Below are 26,743 nucleotides of genomic sequence, written 5' to 3'. Positions count from 1 at the left end.
AAATGTCGCATTCGCGAAAAGTGTTACAGAAGTTTGATACTGTTCTAACAATTTGATGACTAAAGATTGAGTAAGACGAAGCGAAAGGTATTGGTTTGAGCGCGACTAGCGAACTAAAAGAAGACGACTCGACTGACGACAAGGTACAGCTGGCGCAGCCAGTGGATGCTCTGAAGACTAAAACTGCGGTCAATGCTGCGGTTAACAAGAGCACCCAGGTTCTGCTGCGCCGCCCGGTCAGTGAGGACGGTGCCAATGTGCACCAGCTGATCGGGAACTGCCCGCCCCTGGATACCAATTCCCTCTATTGCAACCTGCTGCAGGCCAGCCACTTCTCAGCCACCAGTGTGGCTTCTGAACTGAATGGCGAGCTGGTGGGTTTCATCTCCGGTTACCTCATTCCCGAGCGCCCCGAAACCCTGTTCATCTGGCAGGTGGCGGTGGCTGAGAACGGCCGCGGCATGGGCCTCGCCGGCCGCATGCTGCGCGAAATTCTCGCGCGCCCGGCCTGCGCTCAGGTGAATCATCTCGAAACCACCATTACCCCGGACAACGACGCCTCCTGGGCGCTGTTTCGCAGCCTGGCGCGCAAGCTCGGCGCTGGCCTCGCTGAATCGGTGATGTTTGACCGCGAGCGCCACTTCAACGGCCAGCACGACAGCGAAATGTTGCTGCGCATCGGCCCGTTTGATGTGTCTGCAGCGCAAGCGGGTGTCGCTGGCTGAGTGGTAACACCACTCTATGACCTGTTTCTCTGTTCCTAATTTGTAATTGAAATCAACGACTCAAGAAGGGTTGTCACAATGAAAGTATTTGACGAAATTGAATCTGAAGTAATGAGCTATGCCCGCGCCTTTCCGCGGGTTTTTAACAAGGCCCAGGGCGAGTACCTGTACGATGAGGAAGGCAACCAGTACCTGGACTTCCTCGCCGGTGCCGGCACCCTGAACTACGGCCACAACAACCCGATCTTTAAAGAAGCGCTGCTGGAGTACATCCAGCAGGACGGCATCACCCACGGCCTGGACCTGCACACCAAAGCCAAGCGTGAATTCCTGGAAGCCTTCTACGAGAATATCCTGAAGCCGCGCGACATGAGCTACGTGATGCAGTTCACCGGCCCTACCGGTACCAATGCGGTGGAAGCGGCGCTGAAGATTGCGCGTAAATACAAAGGCCGCGAGAACATCATCTCCTTCACCAACGGTTTCCACGGCTGCAGCCTGGGTGCCCTGGCCGCCACCGGTAACTCCCACCACCGCGGTGCCTCCGGTGTGAGCATGAGCAGTGTTGCGCGCATGCCGTACGATGGTTATCTGGGTGACGAATTTGATACCACGGCGTACCTGGACAAGGTACTGAGCGATTCCTCCAGCGGTGTTGACCACCCGGCAGCGGTACTGGTTGAAACCGTACAGGGCGAAGGTGGTATTAATGCCGCCAGCGCTGAATGGCTGCGCAACCTGCAGGACGTATGTAAGAAGCATGACGTACTGCTGATTGTCGACGACATTCAGGCGGGCTGTGGCCGTACCGGCAGCTACTTCAGCTTTGAAGAAGCGGGTATTGATCCAGATATCGTCACGCTGTCCAAGTCCCTGAGTGGCTACGGTCTGCCGTTCGCTGTTGTGCTGATGAAGCCGGAACTGGACCAGTGGAAGCCGGGCGAGCACAACGGTACTTTCCGCGGCAACAACCTGGCCTTCGTTACCGCGACTGCGGCGATCAAGCATTTCTGGAGTGACGACAAGTTCGCCAAGGAAGTGCTGCGCAAGGGCGAGTACATCGAGAAACGGCTGCAGACCATCGTCGATAAATACGGCGACGGCAATATGACCACCCGTGGTCGCGGCATGTTCCGCGGTCTGAACTGCGTGAGCGGCGAGCTGGCCGACAAGATCACCACCGAGGCCTTCCGCAACGGCCTGGTCATCGAGACCAGTGGTGCCGACGACCACGTAGTGAAAACTCTGTGCCCGCTGACCATCAGTGACGAGAACCTGACCAAGGCACTGGATATTGTGGAAGCGGCGGTTGCCAAAGTGCTGAAGGGCGAAGATGTGCCGGAAGAACACGACTTCTTTGCCGACGAAGCGGAGCAGGAAGATAACACCCTCGCCGGTGCTGCCTGATCGTCAGTCGCTTTGTGAAAAAAGGCCTGCGCTTTTTGCGCGGGCCGTTTTATAGCGCTCATACTGAAGAGCGCATTGATGACCGAATTTAGAAAGATTTGTAAGAGTTAGAAATGATCGTAAGAAAACTGCAAGAAGCCGAAAAAAGCGACCGTCGAATTGTTTCCGAAGGTTGGGAGAGCACCCGCCTGCTGCTGAAAAACGACAATATGGGCTTCTCTTTCCATATCACCACCATTTATGAAGGTGCCGACCTGCATCTGCATTACCAGAATCACCTGGAATCGGTGTACTGCATCTCCGGCGAAGGCTCCGTAATGGCGGAAGACGACGGCGTGGTACACGAGATCACCCCGGGCACCATTTATATTCTGGATAAAAACGACAAGCACGTACTCAAGGCCAAATCTGAAATGAAAATGGCCTGCGTATTCAATCCCCCTCTGCACGGCAAAGAAGTGCACAACGCGGAAGGCGCCTACGAGCTGGATGCGGAAGAGGTGCAGGACGAAAAATAAGCCGGCCGATAACGTCATCGCAATGCACAACAAGGCAGCTGAGTTTTGGAGCACCACCCGGGAATATTTTGATTCCGGTAACAGCCGTGGCGCTCCCGGCTCGAAACTCGAAAACGGTCAACGCAAGGATTCCATGAAAGCACATACGGTTGAAAAGATCGGCGGTACGTCCATGAGCGACTACCGTGCGGTACGCGACAACATCATTCTGAAAAATGGCAAGGCGAAAGCGGAAGGCCTGTACCGCCGTGTTTTCGTTGTCTCTGCCTACGGCGGCATCACCGACATGCTGCTGGAGCACAAGAAATCCGGCCGCCCGGGAGTTTTTGCCCTGTTTGCCGGTGCCGACGACGAGCGCGAGTGGTCCGACGCGGTTGCCGGCCTGCGCGCACGTATGGAAGAAGTGAATGCGCAGTTGTTTGATGATGAGGTCACCCTGGCCAAGGCCAATGGCTTTATCGGCGAACGCCTGGACGATGCCGCCAACTGTCTGGCGGACCTCGAGCGGGTGTGTCAGCATGGACACTTTGCTCTGGAAGGGCACCTGGATGTGGTCAGCGAAATGCTCGCCAGCCTGGGTGAAGCGCACAGCGCCTGGAATATGGCGCAGTTGCTGAAACAGGAAGGTATCAACGCGCGCTTTATCGACCTGACCGGCTGGCGCGATGGCGAACACCTGACTCTGGATCAGCGCATCGAGCGCGCCTTTGCCGATGTGGATTTCGATACCGAACTGCCCATCGCCACCGGGTACGCGCACACCGCCGAGGGCCTGATGAAAACCTTCGCTCGCGGTTACAGCGAAATGACCTTCAGCCGCATTGCGGTAATGACCGGCGCCAGCGAGGCGATCATCCACAAGGAATACCACCTGAGTAGTGCCGACCCGCGCCTTGTGGGTGAAGAGCAGGCGGTGCCTATCGGTCGCACCAACTACGACGTGGCGGATCAATTGGCCAACCTGGGCATGGAGGCCATCCACCCCCGCGCGGCAAAAGGTCTGCGCCAGCAGGAGATTCCCCTGCGTGTGATGAACACCTTCGAGCCGGAGCACCGCGGTACTCTGGTTACCGGCGACTATGTCAGCGACACACCGCGTGTGGAAATCATCGCGGGGCGCAAAAGCATCTATGCTGTTGAATGTTTCGATCAGGACATGATGGGCAGCATGACCAGTTACGACCGGGCGATCAATGAAATCATCGCGCGCTTTAAAGGCAGCGTGGTGACCAAGGATACGAACGCCAACACGATTACGCACTATCTGAGCAACAACCTGAAAACCGTCAAGCGTATTAAAAAGGCGATTGGCGAGTTGTTCCCGGATTGCGATATTCAGGTGCGCAAGGTGGCGGTGGTTTCCGCCATCGGTAGCGACATGAAAGTCTCTGGCATGTTGTCTCGCGCGGTTGGCGCGCTGGCCAACTCTGCGATCAGCATCCTCGCGGTGCACCAGTCCATGCGCCAGGTCGACATGCAGTTTGTGATCGACGAAAGCGATTACGAAAGTGCCGTCAAAAGCCTGCACGCCGCACTGGTGGAAGTGCACGAACACGGCGAAGCCATATGCGCGGCCTGACTCGAGGCACCTTTCCGAAACTGCCGTCAGCTTTGCTGGCGGCAGTGTTGGTTGTGGCCTGTGGTTTTTTCCCCGCGCACTTGGCCCTGGCGCAGCAGGATTCGGATGTGCCGCCTCCGGTAATCAGCGAAGAGGAAAAAACAGAGAATATTCGCAAACTGAATGAGTTGGAGCGGGTTGCCGCGGAAGCGGGCAATCTGGACAAGCCTCTCTATTCGCCGTTTATCGAACGCTATGTGCTGGATGAACTGAAGCAGCTGCGGGTGGATATGGCCGCGCAAAAAGTCTCCCTGACGGAAAACATCGTCGATCGGCAATTGAGCGCCGCAGACAAGGCGATTACCTACGCCACTGACACCATCACCTATTTCTTCTACCTGATTGCCGGCTTCAGCTCCCTGCTGGTGATTATGGGCTGGACGTCCATCCGCGACGTGAAAGAAAAGGTGCACACCCTCGCCAATCAGGAAATTTCCAGTCTGGTTGAGCAGTACGAGGCACGGTTACGCAGTATTGAAGAGCAGCTGTCTGAGAAGACCCAGCATATCGAGGACAACCGGGACGAGATTGAGCTGACCCAGGAGGTTCACTCCCTGTGGCTGCGCGCCGGGCGCGAACAGACGCCCACCGGCAAGATCGCGGTGTACGACCAGATACTGAAGTTGCGCCAGGACGACGGCGAAGCACTTACGTACAAAGCCGATGCGGTGCTGGAGCTGGATGAACCACAGTGGGCTATCAATCTGTGTTTGCAGGCTCTGCAGATCGACAGCCAGAATGGCAATGCCTACTACCAGCTGGCCTGTGCTTACGCTTACCTGGAGCAGTGGGAGGAGTCGATCAGTTACCTGCAGAAGGCACTGGATATCTCGCCGGCCTATCGGGATGAGGCGCTGGAAGACTCCGCGTTGAATGGCCTTTATGGTTCGGAAGAATTCGCGGCACTGCTTGGTATCCAGCCGGCGCCGGGAGGGAAACCCGACGAACCGCGCTAATCGCGGGAATACTTCCCGGGCCGAAAATAAAAACAACCTCGGCCGCTGTGAATAAATTTCAATAACAAATCAAATTGCTTAGGGGGAATGGACGTGCTGATCAGTTTCCTGTTTTTTCTTTCACTATTCGCCGCGGTAGGGGTTAGCTCCTACCGCAAAAGCCGTGGTACCAAAAAAGACTACTATCTCGCGAGCCAGGATGTCTCGCCGATGCTGGTGGGACTTTCTGCGGTAGCCACCAACAACAGTGGCTATATGTTTATCGGCGTGATCGGCTATACCTATGCCACTGGCCTCGCCTCCATCTGGCTGATGCTGGGGTGGATTCTCGGGGATTTTCTCGGCTCCCTGTGGATGCACAAAAATCTGCGCGAGGCAGCAAAGCGCAGTGGTGAATCCAGCTATGCGGGTGTGCTGGCCTGCTGGCAGGGCACCCGCTTTGGACTCTGGCAGAAAATCGCCGGGATTCTCTCCCTTCTCTTCCTTCTTGCTTATGCCAGCGCCCAATTGGTGGCCGGCAGTAAAGCGCTGTACGTGGTGCTGGACCTTCCGATCTGGAGTGGGGCGGTGATCGGCGGCGTGATTGTCGCGGCCTATTGCCTGGCCGGGGGTATTCGCGCATCCATCTGGACCGATGCGGCCCAGTCGATGGTGATGGTGGTTGCCATGAGTATTCTGCTGGTTGTGGCGACACAGTCGGTGGGTGGTATCAGCGCTGCCTGGCAGCAAATGGGACAGGTGGAAGGCTTCCTCAACTGGTATCCACAGGACCTGCTGTTGCCCGGTGTTGCCGGCGGTGTACTGTTTGCGTTGAGCTGGCTGTTTGCCGGTATCTCCGTGGTGGGCCAGCCCCATGTAATGGTGCGCTTTATGGCTCTGAACGATTCCAAGCGCATGCTGCAGGCGCGCTGCTGGTACTACCTGTGGTTCACCATTTTCTATTTTATGGCCACCGGCGTGGGTATGTTGTCGCGAATCCTGCTGAACGACCCAGGTACTTTTGATGCGGAGCTGGCGCTGCCGATGATGGCCATGGAATTGTTGTCCCCCGTCCTGGTGGGACTGATTCTCGCGGGCATTTTCGCCGCGACCATGTCCACCGCGGATTCTCTGGTGCTGAGCTGTTCAGCGGCTCTGACCCACGATCTGTTGCCCCAGCGCACGGAAAATACTCGCCTGCTGAAGATCGCGACCCTAGGTATTACTGCAGCGGCAGTAGTCTGGGCGCTGGCGAATAAGCAGAGTGTTTTCAGCCTGGTGGTGATGAGCTGGTCGGCGCTCGCCTCGGCGTTTGCGCCTTTGCTGATGGTGCTGGCCGCCGGTGGCAAGCCGTCACAAAAATTGGCCATTGCTATGAGCGTGCTTGGATTGGCAACCGCACTGATCTGGCGCTGGTTGGGCTGGCATGCGCATATCTACGAAGGGATGCCGGGTATTCTTATGGGGCTATTGGTATTTGCTGCGGGGCACTTTATGGCCCGGGAGTCCGTAGGTCGGACAGTAAACGCCTAAAACAAGAAACCCGGCACCAAGGCCGGGTTCTTTTTATCCTGCGAGTCCATCCTGTGAGACGGCAATCGAAGGCTTACTGACGGATGCCTTCCACATCCAGAATCATTTCCACGGTCTGGGAAGCCGGGCCCAGGTCGTAGTCGATACCGAAGTCTTTCAGTTTGAATTCGGTCTTGCCGGTAAAGCCCTGACGGTAGCCGCCCCAGGGATCCTTACCACCGCCGATTTCTTCCACGTCGATGGTGATCGGCTTGGTGACACCGTGCAGGGTCAGGTCGCCTTTCAGCAATGCTTTGCCATCGCCCTTGGGTTCAAAGCTGGTACTTTTGAAGGTGGCGGTAGGGAATTTGGCTACGTTCAGGAAGTCGTCGCCACGCAGGTGCTTGTCGCGCTCGGCGTGGTTGCTGTTCAGGCTGGTGGTGTCCACGGTCACCTGAACGGAAGAGGCTTCCGGCTTGGCTTCGTCGTACACAAAGCTGCCGTCGAACTTGTCAAAGCGGCCGTACAGCCAGCTGTAGCCCAGGTGCTTGATGCGGAACTGGATAAACGCGTGGGCACCTTTGGTGTCGAACTGGTAGTCGGCCGCCTGAACGGAAGTGCCGATGGTGCTGGCAACCAGTGCCGCAAACAGCAGTGAAGCAAGTTTTTTCATGGGAGTTTTCCTTTGTGGGTTAATCGTATTTTCTACCTAAACCCAGCATTTTACGCAGGGTGTTGTCTTTATTGACGAAGTGGTGCTTGAAGGCCGCAAGGCCGTGCAGCAGTACCAGCCCCATCAATGTCCATGCCAGCCATTCGTGAATGGTGCCGGCAATGTCTTCCTGATTTTCCAGCCCCTGAATCGTCGCGGGTACACTGAACCAGTTAAATACCTCGATCGCACGACCGTCGGCGGTGGAGATCAGGTAACCGGTAATGCAAATGGCGATCAACAATAAATAGAGTACGCCGTGGGCTGCCGCTGCGGCCCGCTGTTGCCAGCGCGGTGCCGGTTCCGGTGCAGGAGATACATTCAGTGCACGCCAAGCCAGGCGTGCAACCAGCAGAATCAGCAGCAGAATACCCACGGACTTGTGGATATCCGGTCCCTGGCGGTACCAGGGGTCGTAATAGCTGAGCCCCACCATCCACCAGCCGAGGGCGAACATGCCGATGATGACGGGAGCCATCAGCCAGTGAAAGGTTATGGCTACCCAGCCGTAGTGGGTGTTGCTATTGCGGGACTGCACGGGTACGCGCCTCCAGTTGGGCAGATTCGGTATCAATGGCAGCGGATTATAAAAACTTTACGCTCGGGGACTAGCGCAAAAAGCTGGAAGGATTTTTCGAAAAAATCGCATGGGCGCCATCACTCCGTGCTGGCGCTGTGGATTTATAGGGGCAGTGAGGCGAGTGCTAGTGGTGGGTGGCGTGCTGGCGCTCGGCCGCATTCAGGACTTTATCGAGAAGGTTGGAAGGCAGTTTGGTGCGATCGCTGAGCTGGTGGGTCAACCATTTCAGGTCGTGAGCGGGACCGTGGCTTTCACCGTTTTCCATCGCCATCTGCTCCAGTTGCCAGATTACGTCCAGTAACAGTGCTGGTTCCAGGGCGGGCTCTTCGTCGCTGTTAAACAGGTGATCCTCGAGGCTGTCCAGATCGCGGCGCTTTACCACCAGCTCTGCGTAGTTGGGGTACCAGCGCGTGCTGAAAGGCTCGGGTCGGTTGTTGAAATCGAAGGTGATGCGCAGACGGTTGCCGTCGCTGTCCACCAGTGTCGGGGTGTCATTCTCTTCCGCGGGCAAGGCTGGGCGGTGGCGCAACACACCGACGATGGCGCGCCAATCGCTGCTGTGCTCCGGACACAGGCGTAGTGGCTGGTTGAGTTCGATACTGCCCCAGCCGGGTTTGTCCAGATAGGTGAGTTTCTGGCCAGGCCGGTACCAGTAGAGGTCGAGCTGGTGGTCGGCGGCGAGGCTGGCGAGATCGTCGCTGGTGAGTGGGTCTTCCGACAGGGCGCTCAGGTGATCGACCGCCTGCTGTACGCTGAGCCAGCGCCGCATATGAAAGGGTTTGGGACTGGTTTTCCCTGATGTTTTGTCGTCCGACGTCGCCATTATTGCCCTGCTACCCTGCAATGACCTTTATCCCGTTTTACCCATAAAGGTTAGCAGCTGGCGGTGAATTTGGTGGGGTGGTGGCTGAGATCAGGATTGGTGGCGGCAGCGCTACCGGGTATACGTCTGCGAGACACGCCGTGTACCCATCCATGGGGGCTCTGCACCGCCGTCCATGGCGGTGAAGGTCTCGCAGACGTATACCCGGTATCGCTGCCTTCGCATCAACGTGCGGTGGGTTAGAGCCACCCCTTTTTCTTGAAATAGAGGTAAGGCGCCATACCCGCCATCAGCATCAACAACAGTGCCCAGGGGTAGCCCAGCAGCCACTCGAGTTCCGGCATATGTTCGAAGTTCATGCCGTAAATACTCGCCACCATGGTGGGGGGCAGGAAGACGACGGCGGCGATGGAGAAGATTTTGATGATCTTGTTTTGTTCGATGCTGATAAAGCCCTGAGTGGAGTCCATCAGGAAGTTGATCTTTTCGAACAGGAAGGTGGTGTGGGACATCAGGGTGTCGATGTCGCGCAGGATGCCCCAGCAGTCTTCACGCAGTTCCGGGTCGTCTTTCAGGTGGCGCTGGAGGAAGGCGATGGAGCGCTGGGTGTCCATCAGGCACAGGCGAATTTTACCGTTGGAGTCTTCCAGTTTGGCCAGGTGATCGATGGCTTCTTCCAGGTCGGCTTCTTCGTCTTCCAGTACCAGATGGCTGACTTCACCGAGCTTGAGATAGTTGTCTTCCAGGGCGTCGGCGAGATTTTCCACTTTCTGTTCGAACAGCAGGATCAGCAGCTCCTGTGCGTTATGGGCCTCTACCTGATTGCGCCGGGCGCGCATGCGCAGCAGGCGGAAGTCCGCCAGTTCGCTGTCGCGGACGGTGATCAGGCGCTGGGGCTGCAGAATAAATGCGGCGGTGGCGGTGTCGTGGCGGCCTTCGCTCTGGGTCAGGTAGAGGGAGTGCACGTGGATACCGGCGGAGTCGGTAAAAAAGCGCGCCGACGATTCGATTTCGTCAACGTCTTCGGATTCCGGTAGCTCGGTGCGCAATAGTTGCTCCAGCAGGTCGCGTTCATCCTCCTCCGGGTCCTGCAGATCAATCCAGGCGGCGTCGGATAGCGGTTGGCTGTGGTAATCGCTACCGGCGTAGGTCTCTTTGATCTTGCCGCGCTGGATTTGGAACAGTCTCAGCATACCGCTTCCTTTTCGATTGATTTTCTCTGGAGTCCGCTCGGACGCGCCGGGCATGCCGCTGCCGGCTGGTGGTAGGGCATGGTCTCAGGGTGGGAAGGACAAATCAATTGGCGCCGCCCGGCATTTGTTGCCGGGCGGGAAAGGGAGTTTAGAGTGAATCGAAGCCGGGAGAATTCGGTACAGCGTCACAACCACATGGGAAGCTGCGCACGGATTTCTTCGGTGTTACTGGTGGTGAGGTTCTTGCGCGCCTCGCCGGCGATGGTGGCCAGGCAGGGTGAGCTCATGGACAGCCGCAGGCTGCCGGCCATGGACGGCTCCGCGACAATATACAGCCGGTTGAATCGGCCCTCCTGTCGCCCTCGCTCCAGTGTGTGGGCAATGTCTTTGGCGAACTTTTGTGCGCCCTGTTTGCGGAGGCTGGTGGGCTCGGCCATGGCGTGTCGGCCCTGGCCATGGCTGTCGAACGAGCGCCCGGGGGCGTCGCGAAGCAACTCCTGTCCCTTCATACGCCCTTCCGGGTACACCAGCGATTCTACTTCAGTGAGAGTGCCCGCACGTTTTTCCGCCTCAAAGACGCGGGCGTGAGTATGGTTGGCTACCAGAACCCAGGCTTTTGGCATAGCGGTTACCTCTGTTTTTGTGGGGGATACCGCTGAATATTAGGACCGTTGGAAGAGGGTTCCTAACGGTCATGGTGGCACTAAATGCGAGGAGGGCCCGCTGCCCGCTGCTGGAGATATGGATAAAAAAAGTGCGTCCATGCACTCACTACGCCAGTCGGTGGGCGTATAACACCGACTTGCCCTGGAATAGCAAGATGCGGAGGTATTCCAGAGACAGCGCTTCCATACGCTGCGTACTCAAGCGCGCTTACCGGGGACCGCCTGTGACCGGCCCCCTGCGCATAAAACACTTCGCGAGCAGATGCTGTAGCTGCCTCTCACCGGCGGTCGAGGGAACTCCCGGGGTGCTGGCTGCCAACTGCATCATTTGGCAATGCGAATTGTTATCATTTATGTTAGTTTATGTGGATGTCTTCGTCGCGGCGAATCGTTATGCGGAAGCGTCAATGTGCTATGGCAAACCGTCACGGTGCCTGTCGGCTCGGAAGGAGTGCGGCATAAAGTGGCTGCGCGAGCGATTCCGGGGTCCCCTGAAAAATAAATGGGGGGGAGTTGGGGAAACAGAGAGAAGTCCAAATGGATGGAAAGGGGAACCAGGGGGAGCGGATCTCCAAGGGTGCGGTAATAAACATGTTGGGTGAGGGCGGTCTCGGCCACCGGCTGGACGCCAGTGACCCATCGCAGCCGGTCGGTGATTCGGTCATACAGGGGCAGTTTGTTCACCGAAGTTTCTGGGGTGGACTGTCGCTACATATAAATGATGCGCAAGAATTACAGGACCTCACCAGTGCCTGTGAACTGCCTGCCGGGATCAGTTTCAGTTGTGTGCTGGATGGGAATGTAGATTTTACGTTGGGTAGTCGCCGTTACCACTTGCGGGCTACACCTTCCCGGCCGGAATGTGTCGCTTACGCGCTGGCGCGTCCGGAATTGTTTACACGCTTCGCACGGAAAAACCGCCGGATCCGCAAACTGAACGTGTTTGTACAGCGCGATTGGCTGCACTGTCGGTGTCAGACCAGCGAGCAGCTCGAGCAATTGCAGGCACTGTTTCACGGTCATGGCCAGTTGCGAACGTGGCAACCGAGCGATCAACTGGTACAGCAGGTAGAGGCGCTGATGCGGTCGGAGGCATCCGCGCAGGGGGGAAAAGCAGCCCGGTGTCCCGGAGACGGAAATCTGGGGCAGTCCCTGAACGGTGAGGTACACGCTGTCGCGCTGCTTCAGTCCTTTATCGAGGAGTTCCAGCGGCAGTTAGCGCTGCAGCCATTTGAAGCGAAGTCGCAGTGCGGGGACTCCGGGCCCGACGCATCGCTCAAGCGGAATGTGGACGAGCAGCTGCGCCATTGCCGTACCCTCGGCGAAATAGCCGCGGCTCTTGGAATCAGCGTAAGTACCCTGCAACGGCGATTCAAGAGTGCCTATGGATACACCGTAATTGATTACGTTCGCCGCCGCCGGCTTGAAGTTGCCAGAAACGCGTTGGTTCTGGAAGGTGTCAGTATCGGTGAGGCGGCGTTTTTGGCCGGTTACAATCACCCGTCAAATTTTGTGGCGGCATTCAAAAAGTGCTTCGATGTAACCCCCGCGCGGCTGGTAACGAGCCACCGCGCACGTCGCGTGCTGCCGGAACTCGAGACCTGACTTTACGCGGTGCGCCCTTCGGCCGGTTGCACGTAATCGGTTTGTCACAAAACGTACATAGACTGCGGAGCTGAATCCACAACCTGCGTCCAGTAGCGCTCCCGGAATGTCGCCGCTTTTCTTTGCCAGCCAACAAGCCTATTTCGCTGCCCTGTGCCTGCTATTGGCCATGGGGGTGGCTGCGAGCCTGTGGCTGACACGGCAGGATGTCCAGGTGCCTGCGTTGCACCAATACCACGTATACCGCTGCGCAACACAGGGAAGCGCCGCCGATGATACGGCAGTGGATGGTGTGTTCAGCTTGCTTACCGTCTCATCGATTCACGCCCGCGAAATTGCCGATAACCTGTGCCGCTCGCCGGACATGGCACGCTACTTCCACTCCGTACAGATCTCCTGGAAACCCCGCAGTCAACTGCGCGCGGAAGAAGTCCTCAACGAGGACTACGATCTGATCTGGAGCCGCCCCCACAGCCTGAGTGGCCTGGTGCCCGAGTACGCAACGTATTATGAGCCGCTGCTGCGTTACGATCAGTACAAGGTGTACTGGTTCAGCCGCGACCAAAAGCCACGGCTGGATCGCGCGTTTTTTCAGGGTAAAAAAATTGGCCTGTTAAACGACAAGCTCAGCCATACCTTTCACCTGTTGCCGCTGGCGTCATTAAAAGAAATCGGACTGGATATTTCCCAGCAACAATTGCTGTATTTTGACGATGCCATCAGCCTGTATCGCGCGTTTCAAAATGGCGAGCTGGATCTGGTCAGTGGTGGATTGTTTCTTGAGCAGGACCTTGATATCCCGCTTCAGCGCACGCTGATGGCCGACAACGTAACTGCGGCCACCCTGTTTGTGCGCCGCGCTCGTCCATCGCATATCGACTGTGTCATCGCCGATGCATTTGACCGGGCCAGTAGCGGCCTGTTCAGCGCACACCGGGATTTTCCCGGCGCGGATAAATGCGAGGGAATGGAGGGATGAAAAATCCACTTTTCCGCGCGACGATCATCTGGGCTGTGATCACCTGTGTATTGTGTGTGATTGCCTACTGGCATGCAGGGCACAGTTTTCGCGCACGCCTCGGAGAATCCCTGCAGCAGCAGCTACCAGAACGGTTGCAACTGGCCTTGCAAAACCGACTCACCCACCGTGGGCCGCAACCCTGGATTGCGGAACAATTGGAACAGGATCTCTCTTCGATTGAGGCCTCCGGGCGTCTGCCTCTGCTGCAGAATTGCCGCGCGCTGGTGGTGCAATTACTGGACGACGGCCCGGCACCGGAGGCCGGCCGGAGTGCTCCGGTTAGCGGGGAAATCACAATTCACTGGCAGTTTGGCGATGGCGATATCCAGGAACGTGCACGCTTGTCGGTTGATTGCGGGGTGAATCTGCCGATACTGGTGGGCAGCCAGGGTGCGCTGGCATTGTTATTGTTGGGCGGTTTTCTTTTGTTGCCCCGGCCATTAACCGACAGGGCGCGGATACAGGTTCGCTCGCTGATGGCGTCCGGTTCTGGTTTTCGCGCAGCCCGTCGGCTACAGGCGCAGCTTACTCGTTTCAACTCCGTACAGTGCCAGCTGTTTGAATACCTTTGCCAGAGTTCACCGCTGCCCCCAGCGGAGATACTGCAGCGATTGTCTCAGGCGGACGTCACAGCTCTAAGTCACGAGCAGTTGAGCTGGTTTTATTGCGCGCTTTCAGCAGACAATCTGCCCGCCGAGCGGGAGCCCTGGCTGAAAGCCATTGACGATGCACTGGTTGCTGCCACTGCCGCGGATCGCTTGCTGTTTGATTGTCACCATTTCCGCGTGTCCATTCATGGCATACCTATAGCGTTGTCAAAAACCCCTTTCTTTTACTATCTCTGGTACGCACGGTTGCGCGCGCAAGGCGAAGGCTGGCTGCTGAATCCGCCGGTCAACCGGCCGGATCGCGAGAATGCGGAATCCCTGATCGACCTGATGGAAGCCCATGGCGGTCACGCAAAATCCATCAACGACCTGCGCGACAATGGCCTGCGAGCCAAGACTCTCGACCAGAACCGCAACAAAATCCGCGATGAACTGGTGTCTGCCCTGGGTGAAGAAATCGCCCGAGCCTACCTTTTTGAGTCTGAGCGGGATCTCAAGAGTGGCCGCTACCGCTATCGACTGGCCCTCGATGCCCGTCGAGTAGATTTTTTAACACCCTGATTTATAAGAGATTTTTCTTTTGGAGATATCTCTTTTCCCGTCTAAAGCCTCTTTTTAACCCGACTGTCACACGCAATTTCGATCATGCCCAGCGAGCGGCCCGGTTCACCCCCGGGGCCTTTGCAAGACCACACAAGCAAAACCACCCGAACACACTTCGGAGCAGAGAAATGATCGAATTCAAATACAACAAGCTGTCCTTGTTGATTTCCCTTTCCCTGGCTGGTGCCGCAGCACCGTCTTCAGTTTTGGCGCAGGCGCAAAGCATTGACGGCGAGGCGGTGGAAGAAATCGTGGTAATGGCGCAGCCTATCCGCGATAGCCAGAAAGCCGCCATCGACGCCAAGCGCGATGCCGACAACACCGTCGACATCATCTCCGCCGACACCATTGGCCGTTTCCCCGATCAGAACCTGGCGGACTCCCTCGGCCGCGTACCGGGTCTCGCCATCGAACGCGACCAGGGCCAGGCCCGTTACATCAACTTCCGCGGTGCGCCTTTCCGCTACACCTCGCTTGCCATTGATGGCCTGAGCATTCCGGGTGCCGAGAATGGTCGCGTACCGCGCTTTGACAGCTTTCCGTCGGTGATCACCAGCCGCATCGACTCCAACAAGGCGATCATGGCAGACATGCCCGGCAGCGCTGTTTCCGGACATATCAACATTTCCACTTTCGACCCGTTTGTGAAAGATGGCTGGGCCTTCTCCACCGACGTGGGTATGGGCAACCAGGAGCTGGGCGACGGCGATATCGAAAAAGTCGCCCTGCGCACATCCTGGTCCAATGAAAACTTCGGCTTCTCCCTGTTCACCTCCGAGAACAGCCGCGAGCAGATTACCGATAACCGCGAATACGATATCGAGCGCACCGACAGCGGCGAGCTGCTGGTCAATGAGCTGGATTTCCGCAGCTATAAAGTTGTCCGCGAAGACCGCGCCTACGGCGGCCGCTTCGAGTTCCGCGGCGACGGCGCGCTGGAACGCGTATTTGTTTCCACCCTGTACAACGAATTCCAGGATTTCGAAGAGCGCAACCAGTACGTATTTGATTTTGCCGGCGGTGCCGAAGCGGCTGCGGGTTTTGGAGCGACCCAGGCCGTTGGTCCAGTGGCGGAAAACCAGTTTGCGCTGGTAGGTCGTATGTTGGAGTACGGCCTGTATGAAAACTCCACCTTTACCAACACCCTGGGTGCGGATTTAGCACTGGGTGAGTGGCACATCGAATCCCGTGTCAACTTTACCGAAACCGAAAACACCATGTTCCTGCCGATACCGCGCAGCGAGGGTGGTTTTGCGATGGCGAGTTTTGATGTCAGTGACCTGCACGACCCGGCAGTAGACGGCTTGCTCAACCCCATGACGCAAACACCAATGGATGTCGGCGATATCAATTTTGCCGTCAATCTGGGCATGCTGATCGGCTCTGAAATGGCCATCGATGCGACCAAATTCAAGCTGGACGCAGATCGTGAATTGACACTGTTTGGCCTGGACGCCGTAGTAAAAACCGGTATCGAAATGGACTCTCGCGAGGCCGAAGGTTTCGGCATGGTCTTGGGTTTTGGCGGTTTCCCGTCTGAAGTAGACATCAATGACTTCGCCACCAGCGAAGCCTGGGACAGCCAGTTCAGCAACGGCATCGCCGGCGCGACCTACTACGACAACAAAGGCCTGCGCGCGGCCTGGGACGCAGCTGTCGGCGGTCTTGAGCTGACCCCGAATGACTCCCAGGCGATCCGCCTGGAAGAAGACATCACCGCGGGCTACGCCATGGTTACCACCCACTACGACTGGGGAAATCTGGTGCTGGGTATGCGCGTCGAGAACACCGACTATCTGAGTGAAGGGCCCACTGGTAACTTTGAAGACAGCTTTACCAGTGTATTGCCCAGTGCGCACCTCAATTATGACCTCGCGGAAGATGTGAAACTGCGTATGTCTGTTTCCACCGGTGTCAGCCGCCCGACCTACTCCGAGTGGCGCGGCGACGACACTGTAGATTTCATTCAGAGCACCGTGACGGCGGGCAACCCTTCTCTGAAAGCGGAAGAATCCGTGGGCGCGGACCTTTCTCTCGAGTGGTACGCCGGTGACGCCAGCCTGCTGAGCGCGGGCCTGTTTACCCGCAGCATCGACAACGTGATCTACGCGCAGAGCGATGTAATCGCGGGCACTGACTATATGCCGGAAATCGGCGCCGACTACTGGGTGTACACACAGTACGTAAACGGCAGCAACGGCAAGATGAGCGGTGCCGAGTTCAATGCCATTGCCCAGGCCGCAGACTTCCTGCCCGCGCTGGACGGTTTCGGTATCAGTGCCAACCTGACCCTCCTGGACAGTGAGTTTGAAACCATTGCAGGTGAGCGACACAGCCTGCCGGGTACCTCCGAAACCATCTTCAACGCCTCCGTGTTCTACGAGATGGAAGGCATCTCCATTCGCCTGAACCACCAGTTCCGTGACGACTGGCTCTCCACCACCGAGAACGTCGGCATGACCGATTACTGGGCGGAGCAGAAGCGCGTGGACCTGTCCGTAAGTTACGACCTGCCCATGGCGGTGTTCGGCTCTGATGTCACCCTGTACGCCAACGCCAACAACCTGACCGACGAGCAGGACGTGCGCTACACCGGTGATGAGAGCAACCCGAACCAGGTTGAAAGCTACGGTCGCCGCTACCTCGCCGGTTTCCGGTTGAACTTCTAAAAATTAACGCGTTCAAGCAGAAAATAAATTGAGGTGAATGATGAATAAATTTGTATCCAATACCCTGGTGGCCGCAATTGCGGCCCTGGCACTGGGTGGCTGTGCGTCTTCCGGTTCCATGGCTGGCAATTCCCTGACCGCCAATAGCGCACAGACTGAAGCGCAGTCCAGTGCGCAGGCGGAAGTGGCGCACACCCGTGTACTGCCACTGGAAGGCGGGCGCAACTTCCGCGACCTCGGTGGTTACAAAACCGCCGACGGTAAAACCGTAAAGTGGGGCAAGCTGTACCGCTCTGGTGTATTGACCAATCTTTCCGAAAGCGACTACGACTATCTGGAAGATCGTGAAATTGCCACCGTGGTGGATTTCCGCTCCAGCGAAGAGCGCTCCAGCGAGCCCACCCACTGGCAGGCAGGCGAAATCGATCACCTGACCTGGGATTACGAGATGATGGGTGACTGGGAAGCGGAGTTTGGCAAGGTATTGCGCAAGCCCGACTTTTCCAAGCAGGATCTGGCCGAGCTGATGAACAAGGCGTATGTTGGCCTCGTGCAACAGCAGACGCCGCACTACAAGGCCATGTTTCAGAAGCTGATCGACTCCGACGATGCGCTGCTGTTCCACTGCTCCGCAGGTAAAGACCGCACCGGTATCGGCGCGGCGCTGATCCTGACCGCACTGGGCGTGGACCGCGCAACCATCGAGCAGGACTACTTGCTGACCAATGAAGTCGTCAAGAGCAGCAAACAGCACAGCTCGCTGACACTGCCGGAAGACGCCAGCGAAAAGCAGAAGCAGATGTACGCGTTCTTCGCCCAGCTGCCGCCGGAAGTTGTCGGTGTACTCGCCGGCGTGGAAGCTTCCTGGCTGGAAACCGCATTTGCCGAGATGGAGCGTCAGCACGGTTCGGTAGAGGGCTATATTCAGCACGCGCTGGATGTGGACGCTCAGGAACTCGCACTGCTCAAGGCCCGCTACCTTCAGTAGGGCGTATTAGCAGTGGGGCAATAGAGCCGCTCGTCGGCGTGCTCGCTCCCGGGGCCAGGTCCCGAATCTGGCCCGCAGGTTGCAAGGGATAGTGTTCGTGCAGCAAACTGGCTTTCCGCCCGTTGGCCGCACGATCAATTAACCCGAAGACCCGGGAGCGAGACTATGCCCCTAAGCATGCCCCTAAGAATGCCCTCAAGAATATTCCCCGACCCAGTTTCCACCCTCTACTCCTCTTCCGCTCATTCCCCGCTATCCCAGGGCCTGCGGTGTACCTTCGCACTGATTCTCACCTGTTTGACTGTTTGGTCTCAGGCGTTGTCCGCCAATACTGCCAGCGGCTGGTCTGGCTACACCGGTAGTGACCCAGAATTCTGGCTTTCGGTAGCGCCGTCTGACATTCGCATTGAGGCGCCGACTCCACTCACAGGCAATAACCTGGAGTTATTGTTGGCACTGTCGGGCAGTAACGGTGGCCTGGGGGAAATGCGCAGAAAAGCCAACGAGGCGTTCGGCGTATATCTGAGCCAGCAGATTCAACAGCAATTTGGCGAGTTTTTTGATGACGAGCGCGTGCGCGTAGTGGATGGTGCAGCGCCGCTCACGTTACAAACTGAGTTTGATGTGACCGTGCGTCAGAAAATACTCGATATTTTCAGTAGCAAAGAGTACGACGTAGAGAAGGGTAGTATGGCTGCCTATGGAAAATTCCACTACCGCCTACTGAGCTCCAGGGCCGGTGCCCCCCCTCTGCGGGAAGGAACCGTGGATATTGCCGAGCTGAAACTGCGGGCGCGCTATCGGACCAAAGCCCCCAAGGATGGCGGCACGGTAGAAGATACCACCCGCGAGGCCACCGAGCGCCTGTTGGAAGATCTTGCGGAGGAATTGCTCGACGAGATGGAAGATTTTCTGGAAGTCGATGCGTTGCAGGAATTGGCTCGTATGTAGTCGGCAACTTCTGCGCGAAACCATTTTTTGGAAGATACTTTTTATACATAAAGCCACCAATACAAAAGTCGCCTATACAAAAAGTCATCTATGCAATAAGTCACGGCTTGCCAATTACCGGTCAGCCAAGTACAGGCTGGCCGCGATACATTCTGCGCGGCTGCGCTTGTGATCCCCGTCCGTCGTGCAGCGCGAGATCTTCACCGTAAATCATTTCGTAAATATCTTTTCCTCCGGTTTCCTGCAGTACTCTCTGTCCGCGATACAGGCGTTCTGGTGGTTCCTGGCCGGTAAGGAATGGCCCTCCCTTCATGGCTTCCAGCTGCGCGATCAAAGTGAGTGATTGGGTGTCTTTGCTGCGGTTTTTGAGGCCTGCCAGCTGTTGCTCAAAATTGAATTCAGAAAAGCGCAGGTTGATGCCGAATTCGGCCTGGATACGTTTGCGGAGAGTGCGCAGAGCGTTGAGCGCTTGCGAGGTCATCAGCCACTGGTGGTCAGTCATCGTTATCGAGCCTTTGTTGTCTTTTGTCTGTATCGGAGCAAAGAATGGGCCAGTTCAGCGCAATGGGCGGAGAAAGGGGAGGGCGAGTACGAGGCACTGGCTGAGCACCAGCAGAGGGCGCGAGCCCCAGACATTGAAGCAAAATGGTGCGAAGCCAGGCGCTGGGTGGGTATTTAAGACAGGCAGGCATGTTCTGATCTGTTAAGCTTTCTGCCTAATTGGCCATCAGAACAAACAGGAGAGCTACATGTCAGCGGAGCCGATCAAGTGTAAAGCCGCGGTCGCCTGGAAAGCCGGCGCGCCACTGTCCATTGAAGACGTGGAAGTAGCGCCACCCAAGGCGGGCGAGGTGCGAATCAAACTGATGGCGACCGGTGTGTGTCACACCGATGCATTCACCCTGTCCGGTGATGATCCTGAGGGGGTGTTCCCGGCCATTCTCGGCCACGAAGGCGGCGGTGTTGTGGAGTCCGTCGGCGAAGGGGTAACCAGCGTAGCGGTCGGCGATCATGTGATCCCCCTGTACACCCCGGAGTGTGGTGAGTGCAAATTCTGTACTTCTGGCAAGACCAACCTGTGCCAGAAGATCCGCTCCACCCAGGGCCAGGGCCTGATGCCTGACGGTAGCACGCGCTTTTCTGTCAACGGCGAGCCGATTTACCACTATATGGGCACCTCCACCTTCTCCGAATACACGGTACTGCCGGAAATTTCGGTGGCCAAGGTGAACAAGTCGGCTCCCCTGGAAGAGATCTGCCTGCTTGGCTGTGGCGTGACCACCGGAATGGGCGCCGTGGCGAACACGGCGAAGGTGGAAGAGGGCGCGAGCGTTGCCGTGTTCGGCCTTGGCGGGATCGGACTTGCCACGATTATCGGTGCGCGCCTGGCCAAAGCGGGCCGGGTCATTGCCGTCGACATCAATGAAGGCAAATTTGAGCTGGCGAAAAAGCTGGGAGCCACCGACTGCATCAACCCGAAAAATTTTGACAAGCCGATCCAGGAGGTGATTGTGGAGCTCACCGACGGTGGTGTGGATTATTCCTTCGAGTGCATCGGCAATGTGAATGTAATGCGCTCGGCACTGGAGTGTTGCCACAAGGGGTGGGGCGAATCCGTGATTATCGGCGTTGCCGGAGCGGGCCAGGAAATTTCCACCCGGCCGTTTCAGCTGGTCACCGGGCGAGTGTGGCGCGGAACCGCGTTTGGCGGGGTGAAAGGGCGCTCCCAGCTGCCGGAATATGTGGAGCGCTACCTCGCCGGAGAATTCCAGCTGGATGACTTTATCACCCACACCATGCCGCTGGAACAGATCAACGAGGCCTTCGACCTTATGCACGAAGGCAAAAGCATCCGCAGTGTGATTCACTACAACAATGGTCACTAAAACTGAGGTGCTTCCAGCATGCTAGAACTAGTCAGCAAGACCCAGAGCTTTGATGGCAGCCAGTGCCAGTACCGCCACCGCTCCGACGCGCTCGATTGTGAAATGCAATTTTCCATTTTTCTGCCATCCCAGGCGGAAAAGGATCAGCGTTTTCCGGTGCTCTACTGGCTCTCTGGCCTCACCTGTACCGATGAAAACTTTTCCCAGAAAGCCGGTGCCCAGCGTATGGCGGCAGAGCTTGGTATCGCACTGGTGATTCCGGATACCAGCCCCCGAGGTGACTCGGTAGCGGACGATGAGGGGTATGACCTCGGCAAGGGCGCAGGATTCTATGTGAACGCCACTCAGGCTCCGTGGAAGCCCCACTATCAGATGTACGATTATGTGGTGAAAGAGTTACCGGCGCTGATTGAGGAAAATTTCCCGGTGAGTGATCGCCGTGCCATCAGCGGCCACTCCATGGGAGGGCACGGTGCGCTGACTATTGCGCTGAAAAACCCCGACCGTTATACCTCGGTGTCTGCTTTCAGTCCCATCTGTAATCCCATGGCCTGCGCCTGGGGAGAGAAGGCACTGGCGGCGTACCTGGGAGCGGATAGAGCACTGTGGGAGGAATACGATGCGAGCGCGCTACTGAGCCGCGCCACTGCGCAATTACCGATGCTGGTATCCCAGGGGGAAGAGGATCAGTTTCTGGATCAGCAGCTGAAGCCCAATGCCCTCAAGGCGGCGGCGGACGCGGCGGGTTACCCGCTGAAACTGGAGTTTCACGCGGGCTACGACCACAGCTACTATTTTATTGCCACCTTTATCGAGCAACATCTGCGTTTCCACGCGGACTATCTGCTGCATAAGGACTGAGTTAATACGTCGATCCGGGGGCTCAGTGCCCCCAGGGTGCCGGCGGTGCCGTGACGGGCTTGCTCAGATCAAACTGCACGCGGAATTCTCGCCCATTCGGCCGGGTCAGTTCGTAAATAAAATACCGGCTGGGGTGAATTTCCATGGCCCAGGTATTTTCAATTGATGCGTTCAACCCTTCGCGGTTGAAGGTTTCTATGGATTCCTCGTCTACCGGGAATTCCTGCCGATTTTCCGTCCCCGCACTGGCAGTATCGCCACCATACATGGTCACAGCATCCTCGCTGCCGTCTTTGTGGCGATGATCGTGCTTGAGCCGAAGCCCGTTTTCCGTGCGTGTCAGTATCCAGGTGCGGGATCGATCGTCGCCCACGTGAAAGGGAATGTGAATTTCCTGTGCCGGATTTTCGCAGCCGTGCACATGCATCACCAGTTCCTTGCCTTCAAACGGGTCGGGCTTATCGGAGCGTGGCTCATTGGCGGTAATATCTCCGGCAAATGCCTGGCCGCAATGGGCTGCGATGTTTTTCAAAAATTGATCCGCAGGATGTTCCTGTGCAGTTGGGTGAGACTTGGAGTCACAGCCTGACAGCCACAGCGCGCTGACAGACAGTGACAGGATGGCACCGGCCCGAATTTTCATTGATAACGCCCAGAGTTGGATTTATTCAGGCCAGTTTACGCTATCTCGCGGGGAATCGTAGGGGCCTCAACGGGCTCGGCACTCTCCTTTAACCTCCACATTGCCCCGGTCTGCCGTTTTTTCGATAACAAACCAGCCATGTGGGCAGTAGTTGGTTTCTGCGAGCACCAGGTCCAGGCGTTCCATGGCGGCCTCGCTGGCGTTTTCGCGCATTTTGGCCGGCATCCCGCCCGCGCCACCGCCCTTACCTCCACCCATGCCGCCGCCCATACCGCCACCGGGGCCTCTGCCTCCCTTGCCACCTCGACCGCCGCCGCCCGGCTTGCGGCCACCTCCTGCATTTTCCATGCTCAGACTGGCGGTGTAGGTAAACAGATGGTTGCCCTGCGGGGTGATATTGGTAATGAAGGACTCGGAATAAACCGGCGGCGCTTTCGGGGCGCTGGCGCATCCGGTCACTGTGGCAATGGCCGCGAAAGTGGCAGCGCTGTACAGACGTTTCATGGTGTCTCCTGTGTGGTGTGTGGTCTATGAGACCATGGAGACACTATTTTTACTGAGGACGAGTGGTAAAGATCCGTTAACGAGTGTTAACCGGTGCTACTCGGGGAAGTTTGAATTCTTGCGCTGTGAAAGTTTCTAACATTAATTGAATTTAATGTTGAAAGTTATTTTCTTGATTGGTATGTTTCATGTCATGCGCTGGTATCACCAGTCCGTTTTTGATGTTCACCTTGTATCGCTCGCAGTCGGGGCTCACCCGGGTAACGCCGGAAGCGGGTCTGCTTGGCCCATCTGGTTACCTGGTTACCTAGAGAGCCCCGGAGCATTTTTTGCATCGCAGTGGGGTAGGGTTGGGGTGCAGATTGGGGGTGCAACATGCGCTGGTGGCCGCGCAGATACTAATAATCAAACAAATCGATTCGAATAAAAAATAGACATCACCGAGGGTTCGCCATGACAAGGAAACACCATCCCGCGTTCAACAAAGGGTTCAACAAAAAACTGCTGAGCATCGCCGTATACGGCGCGGTCTATGGCCTATTGCCAGGACAGCTCGCTGCGCAGGAAGCAGAACAAATCGACGATGCGCTGGTAGAAGAGGTTGTGGTCTACGGTGATTTGCGCTCCAACCTCCAGTCCGCCCAGGACCTGAAGCGGGATGCGGACACGGTAAAAGACGTGATTACCGCATCGGACATCGGCGCGCTGCCAGACAAATCCGTGACTGAGGCCCTGCAGCGGGTGTCGGGCGTAACCATCGAGCGCTTTGCCGCGTCCGACGACCCCAACCACTACGCCGATGAGGGTACCGGTGTACTAGTGCGCGGTCTCGACCGCGTGCGCAGTGAGATCAACGGTCGCGATGCCTTCAGTGCCAATCCCTGGGGCGGCCTGAACTACGAAGATATCTCCCCGGAACTGCTGGGCGCGGTAGAAGTGGTGAAGAACCAGACCGCGGACCTGACCGCCGGTGGTATCGCCGGCACGGTAAACCTGATTACCCGCAAGCCGCTGGATACCGACGAGCAGATTCTGGCGTTTACCGCCAAAGCCAATTACGGCGATTTTCGTGAAGAGGCCACACCGTCCTTTTCCGGTCTGTTTTCCGATTCCTGGGAAACAGACATCGGTAAGGTCGGCTTCCTGGTGGCCGGCTCCGGTTCCGAATACAAAACCCGCGGCGATGGCGTCGGCGTAGCCAACTACTATTCCCGCGGCGATGCATTTATTGGCGAAATGGCCTGGGGTGCTGTGGTTCGCCCGGCAGAGGGCTCGCCGCTGGAAGGCCCGATGATTCCCGGCCAGGAAGCGGGCAGCGTGGTGTACGCACCCGGCCAGTTCTCCCTGCGCACCGCGGAAAATGACCGCACCCGCGAAGGCTTTGCCAGCTCCGTGCAGTGGCAGAGCAACGATGAAAGGATCACCGCTACCCTGGAACACATCAGTTCCAAGGCCGAGCTGGAGTGGGAAGAGCGGGTGATCGGTACCCAGGGGCAGGGCTTCCACCCCACCACCTGGTTTGCCGCCCACTGGCTGGAGGACGAAGCGCATCCCATCACTTTCGACGACGGTTACCTCACCAGCGGTATCATCCGTGCCGACGCCGAACTGCCGATGCTGGCTTCCTCCCGCTACAACCAGAACATCAATTCCGTTGAAGATACCTCGCTCAATGTGACCTTCCGACCGACGGATCGCATGACGGTATCCGTGGACTACCAGCACGTCGAATCCGAAGAGATTGTGCACAACTACGGGATCAATGCCCGCGTTGCCCCGGGCTCCAATGCCTCGGATGTATTCCTGGATCTGCGCAGCTCACTGCCCTCCGTTGAGTTCCTGAATCCCACCTGGAACAACCCGGGTTACTGGTCAAACTGGGCCGGTGAAAACCAGACCCACTATATTGCCACCGCGCTGGACCACGAGGTCAATTCCGATGCCGAGGGTGACAGTTTCCGTCTCGATCTCGATTACGAGCTGGATGGCCTGTTCAACAAAATTCACACCGGCATGTATTACTCGGATAAAGCGTTGACCATGCGCAACACCGAGTACGCCAACTGGGGCTTCGTGAATGAAGGCTGGGTGAAGGCGCAGGTGGACAAGGCCGGGCCGGATGTCGCTCCGGAAGCCTGGGAGACCGTCGACTTCAGTGATTTTTACGATGGCCAGGTACTGCAGGGTGATATCACCAGCAACTTCTTCTTCCCGCGTATGAGCCTGGTGAAGAATTTCAGTGAAGCCATGCGCAGTGGTTGTGGCACCTGGAACAATGCGCCGTTCGGTTCCGCCGGCCAGCCCAATGCAGAGTGTTACTCGGGCTCCGAAGATCTCGCCGACCGCGTCAACGGACCTTTCGCCGCTCACGATATTTCCAATACCGGGGAAGAGCGCCTTGAGGCTTATATCCGCGCGGATTTCGCTATAGATGACAGCGCTGTCCCGGTGCGCGGTAATGTGGGCCTGCGCTATGTCAGCTACCAGCTGGATTCCGACGGCTACGTGGTACTGCCCCCGGCCATTTCCGGCAGCGACAGCCTGATCAGCGTATTCCAGGAAACCTATCCGGACCTCTACGCGTTTGCCGACGGCACCGGTTCCGTGCAGAGTGTTGAGGGCACCGATTACGATACCGTGCTCCCCAGCCTGAACCTGGTGTTCAACCTGTCGGACGATGTGCTGTTGCGCTTCGGCGCTTCCCGCGGCTTGTATTTCCCGACGCTGGATCAGGCCCGCAGCACCAAAACCCTGGGTATCAGCTACACCGCGATTCGCGAGAACCCGGGCTCCGACGACACCGACGACGCCACCAATCCGGTGGTCGGCGTTACTGACGTCAACCTGTTCGGTACCTCGCTGAACCCGAACCTGGAGCCGGAGAAAGCCGACAACTTCGATCTGACGACGGAGTGGTACTTCTCCGACGCTGGCTCGGTGTCCATGGGGCTTTTCTACAAGAAAATGCACGACATTATCCGCAATCGCAGTTTCGTCGAAACCGTGACCAACCCGGACAATGGCATTTCCCAGGAATTCAGCCTGACCGGCCCGGCGAATACCGGCTCCGGTTCCATTCAGGGTGTCGAGCTGTCCTACTCGCAGTTCTACGACTTCCTGCCCGGCGCGCTGAGTGGTCTGGGACTGCAGCTCAACTACACCTACATCGATCAGAATGACCTGAACGATCCGGAGAGCGGCCTGGGTGCGCAGCGTTTCACTGCCGATGGGCAACCCATCAGCGATCAGCGCGATACCTTCCGAAACTTCTCCGGGCTGCCGCTTGAGGGCTATTCCGATCAGAACTACAACATTGTGGGCATGTACGAGTACAACGACTTCTCCATGCGTCTTGCCTACACCTGGCGTTCGGATTACATGGTCACCCGCCGCGACTCCAACGAGTTTGCCCCCATCTACACGGAAGCCGCCGGCATGATGGATGCGAGCCTGTTCTACTCCCTGAACGACAACTGGCGAGTGGGACTGGAGATCGGCAACCTGCTGGATCTTGAAACCAAGACCCTGGCGCAGGTCAATCAGGAAGGCACCACCAAGGAGTCCCTGACCTTCAAGACCGACCGTCGCTATGGCCTGACGATCAGCGGTAATTTCTGATCGCGGGTTAATCCGACAGCGTTGTTCAACAAAAAAGGTGTGCCACGCAAGTGGCACACCTTTTTTGTTGTATCTGCTGTTTCAGTTAGTGAGAGTCA

The 26,743-nt window shown here is 57.3% G+C and carries 23 protein-coding genes; 15 read left to right on the top strand and 8 right to left on the bottom strand.

The features are described from left to right. Positions 1-95 precede the first annotated feature (95 nt). The 6 genes from ectA (at position 96) to ACYX4K_RS11875 (ending at position 6,736) form a co-directional block, all read left to right on the top strand. Positions 96-725 carry a diaminobutyrate acetyltransferase gene (gene ectA / locus ACYX4K_RS11900; protein ID WP_475091911.1) on the top strand — a complete coding sequence of 210 codons (630 nt, stop codon included), beginning with the start codon at positions 96-98 and terminating at the stop codon, positions 723-725. 78 nt (positions 726-803) lie between these two features. Then, positions 804-2,132 carry a diaminobutyrate--2-oxoglutarate transaminase gene (gene ectB, locus ACYX4K_RS11895; RefSeq protein WP_475091912.1) on the top strand — a complete coding sequence of 443 codons (1,329 nt, stop codon included), beginning with the start codon at positions 804-806 and terminating at the stop codon, positions 2,130-2,132. 113 nt (positions 2,133-2,245) lie between these two features. Next, positions 2,246-2,650 carry an ectoine synthase gene (locus ACYX4K_RS11890; protein WP_475091913.1) on the top strand — a complete coding sequence of 135 codons (405 nt, stop codon included), beginning with the start codon at positions 2,246-2,248 and terminating at the stop codon, positions 2,648-2,650. A 22-nt stretch (positions 2,651-2,672) separates the two neighbouring features. Then, the gene (locus ACYX4K_RS11885) at positions 2,673-4,229 is read left to right on the top strand and encodes an aspartate kinase (protein ID WP_475091914.1); all 1,557 of its coding nucleotides are present in this window, start codon (positions 2,673-2,675) and stop codon (positions 4,227-4,229) included. After that, positions 4,217-5,224, top strand: coding sequence for a tetratricopeptide repeat protein (locus ACYX4K_RS11880; protein ID WP_475091915.1), 1,008 nt, complete (start codon positions 4,217-4,219; stop codon positions 5,222-5,224). Before ACYX4K_RS11885 ends, ACYX4K_RS11880 begins: the two co-directional genes overlap by 13 nt. 93 nt (positions 5,225-5,317) lie before the next feature. After that, on the top strand, positions 5,318-6,736 hold the full coding sequence (locus ACYX4K_RS11875) for a sodium/proline symporter (protein WP_475091916.1): 1,419 nt from the start codon (positions 5,318-5,320) through the stop codon (positions 6,734-6,736). 73 nt (positions 6,737-6,809) lie between these two features. Here the strand turns inward: ACYX4K_RS11875 and ACYX4K_RS11870 are convergent, their stop codons facing one another. The 5 genes from ACYX4K_RS11870 to ACYX4K_RS11850 all read right to left on the bottom strand — a co-directional run bounded on the left by ACYX4K_RS11870 (position 6,810) and on the right by ACYX4K_RS11850 (position 10,646). After that, positions 6,810-7,388: a YceI family protein gene (locus ACYX4K_RS11870; protein WP_475091917.1), complete on the bottom strand. Its 579-nt coding sequence runs from the start codon at positions 7,386-7,388 to the stop codon at positions 6,810-6,812. 19 nt (positions 7,389-7,407) lie between these two features. After that, positions 7,408-7,965: a cytochrome b gene (locus tag ACYX4K_RS11865; protein WP_475091918.1), complete on the bottom strand. Its 558-nt coding sequence runs from the start codon at positions 7,963-7,965 to the stop codon at positions 7,408-7,410. Between the two features lie 166 nt (positions 7,966-8,131). Beyond that, complete coding sequence (locus ACYX4K_RS11860; RefSeq protein WP_475091919.1) at positions 8,132-8,830, bottom strand: hypothetical protein; 699 nt, start codon at positions 8,828-8,830, stop codon at positions 8,132-8,134. Positions 8,831-9,069: 239 nt separating this feature from the next. After that, a complete protein-coding gene (gene corA, locus ACYX4K_RS11855; RefSeq protein ID WP_475091920.1) occupies positions 9,070-10,023 on the bottom strand; it encodes a magnesium/cobalt transporter CorA in 954 nt (317 codons plus the stop codon). A 185-nt stretch (positions 10,024-10,208) separates the two neighbouring features. Beyond that, on the bottom strand, positions 10,209-10,646 hold the full coding sequence (locus ACYX4K_RS11850; protein WP_475091921.1) for a host attachment protein: 438 nt from the start codon (positions 10,644-10,646) through the stop codon (positions 10,209-10,211). A 579-nt stretch (positions 10,647-11,225) separates the two neighbouring features. Here ACYX4K_RS11850 and ACYX4K_RS11845 point away from each other — a divergent pair. The 6 genes from ACYX4K_RS11845 to ACYX4K_RS11820 all read left to right on the top strand — a co-directional run bounded on the left by ACYX4K_RS11845 (position 11,226) and on the right by ACYX4K_RS11820 (position 19,133). Continuing rightward, positions 11,226-12,293, top strand: a complete 1,068-nt coding sequence (locus tag ACYX4K_RS11845) for an AraC family transcriptional regulator (protein WP_475091922.1) — start codon at positions 11,226-11,228, stop codon at positions 12,291-12,293. A gap of 106 nt (positions 12,294-12,399) precedes the next feature. Then, positions 12,400-13,272, top strand: coding sequence for a hypothetical protein (locus ACYX4K_RS11840; protein WP_475091923.1), 873 nt, complete (start codon positions 12,400-12,402; stop codon positions 13,270-13,272). Continuing rightward, positions 13,269-14,483, top strand: coding sequence for a hypothetical protein (locus ACYX4K_RS11835; RefSeq protein WP_475091924.1), 1,215 nt, complete (start codon positions 13,269-13,271; stop codon positions 14,481-14,483). Before ACYX4K_RS11840 ends, ACYX4K_RS11835 begins: the two co-directional genes overlap by 4 nt. A gap of 170 nt (positions 14,484-14,653) precedes the next feature. After that, the gene (locus ACYX4K_RS11830; RefSeq protein WP_475091925.1) at positions 14,654-17,194 is read left to right on the top strand and encodes a TonB-dependent receptor; all 2,541 of its coding nucleotides are present in this window, start codon (positions 14,654-14,656) and stop codon (positions 17,192-17,194) included. A 40-nt stretch (positions 17,195-17,234) separates the two neighbouring features. Next, the gene (locus ACYX4K_RS11825; RefSeq protein ID WP_475091926.1) at positions 17,235-18,182 is read left to right on the top strand and encodes a tyrosine-protein phosphatase; all 948 of its coding nucleotides are present in this window, start codon (positions 17,235-17,237) and stop codon (positions 18,180-18,182) included. A 297-nt stretch (positions 18,183-18,479) separates the two neighbouring features. Beyond that, on the top strand, positions 18,480-19,133 hold the full coding sequence (locus ACYX4K_RS11820; protein WP_475091927.1) for a hypothetical protein: 654 nt from the start codon (positions 18,480-18,482) through the stop codon (positions 19,131-19,133). Positions 19,134-19,254: 121 nt separating this feature from the next. Here ACYX4K_RS11820 and ACYX4K_RS11815 read toward each other — a convergent pair whose 3' ends face one another. Further along, positions 19,255-19,635, bottom strand: coding sequence for a hypothetical protein (locus tag ACYX4K_RS11815; RefSeq protein WP_475091928.1), 381 nt, complete (start codon positions 19,633-19,635; stop codon positions 19,255-19,257). A 247-nt stretch (positions 19,636-19,882) separates the two neighbouring features. Between ACYX4K_RS11815 and ACYX4K_RS11810 the strand changes: the two genes are divergently transcribed. Then, positions 19,883-21,019 (top strand): S-(hydroxymethyl)glutathione dehydrogenase/class III alcohol dehydrogenase, encoded by a 1,137-nt coding sequence (locus ACYX4K_RS11810; RefSeq protein WP_475091929.1) that lies wholly within the window; start codon positions 19,883-19,885, stop codon positions 21,017-21,019. 18 nt (positions 21,020-21,037) lie between these two features. Then, positions 21,038-21,880: an S-formylglutathione hydrolase gene (gene fghA / locus ACYX4K_RS11805; RefSeq protein ID WP_475091930.1), complete on the top strand. Its 843-nt coding sequence runs from the start codon at positions 21,038-21,040 to the stop codon at positions 21,878-21,880. A gap of 22 nt (positions 21,881-21,902) precedes the next feature. Here fghA and ACYX4K_RS11800 read toward each other — a convergent pair whose 3' ends face one another. Next, positions 21,903-22,523, bottom strand: coding sequence for a hypothetical protein (locus ACYX4K_RS11800; RefSeq protein WP_475091931.1), 621 nt, complete (start codon positions 22,521-22,523; stop codon positions 21,903-21,905). 66 nt (positions 22,524-22,589) lie between these two features. Next, a complete protein-coding gene (locus tag ACYX4K_RS11795) occupies positions 22,590-23,027 on the bottom strand; it encodes a hypothetical protein (RefSeq protein WP_475091932.1) in 438 nt (145 codons plus the stop codon). Between the two features lie 453 nt (positions 23,028-23,480). On the opposite strand from ACYX4K_RS11795, the gene ACYX4K_RS11790 reads away from it, so the two are divergent. Beyond that, positions 23,481-26,645: a TonB-dependent receptor gene (locus ACYX4K_RS11790; RefSeq protein WP_475091933.1), complete on the top strand. Its 3,165-nt coding sequence runs from the start codon at positions 23,481-23,483 to the stop codon at positions 26,643-26,645. Positions 26,646-26,743 lie beyond the last annotated feature (98 nt).

This window comes from Microbulbifer sp. ABF4_107 (genome assembly GCF_056312215.1).
This window is presented reverse-complemented; position numbering and strand designations above follow the sequence as displayed.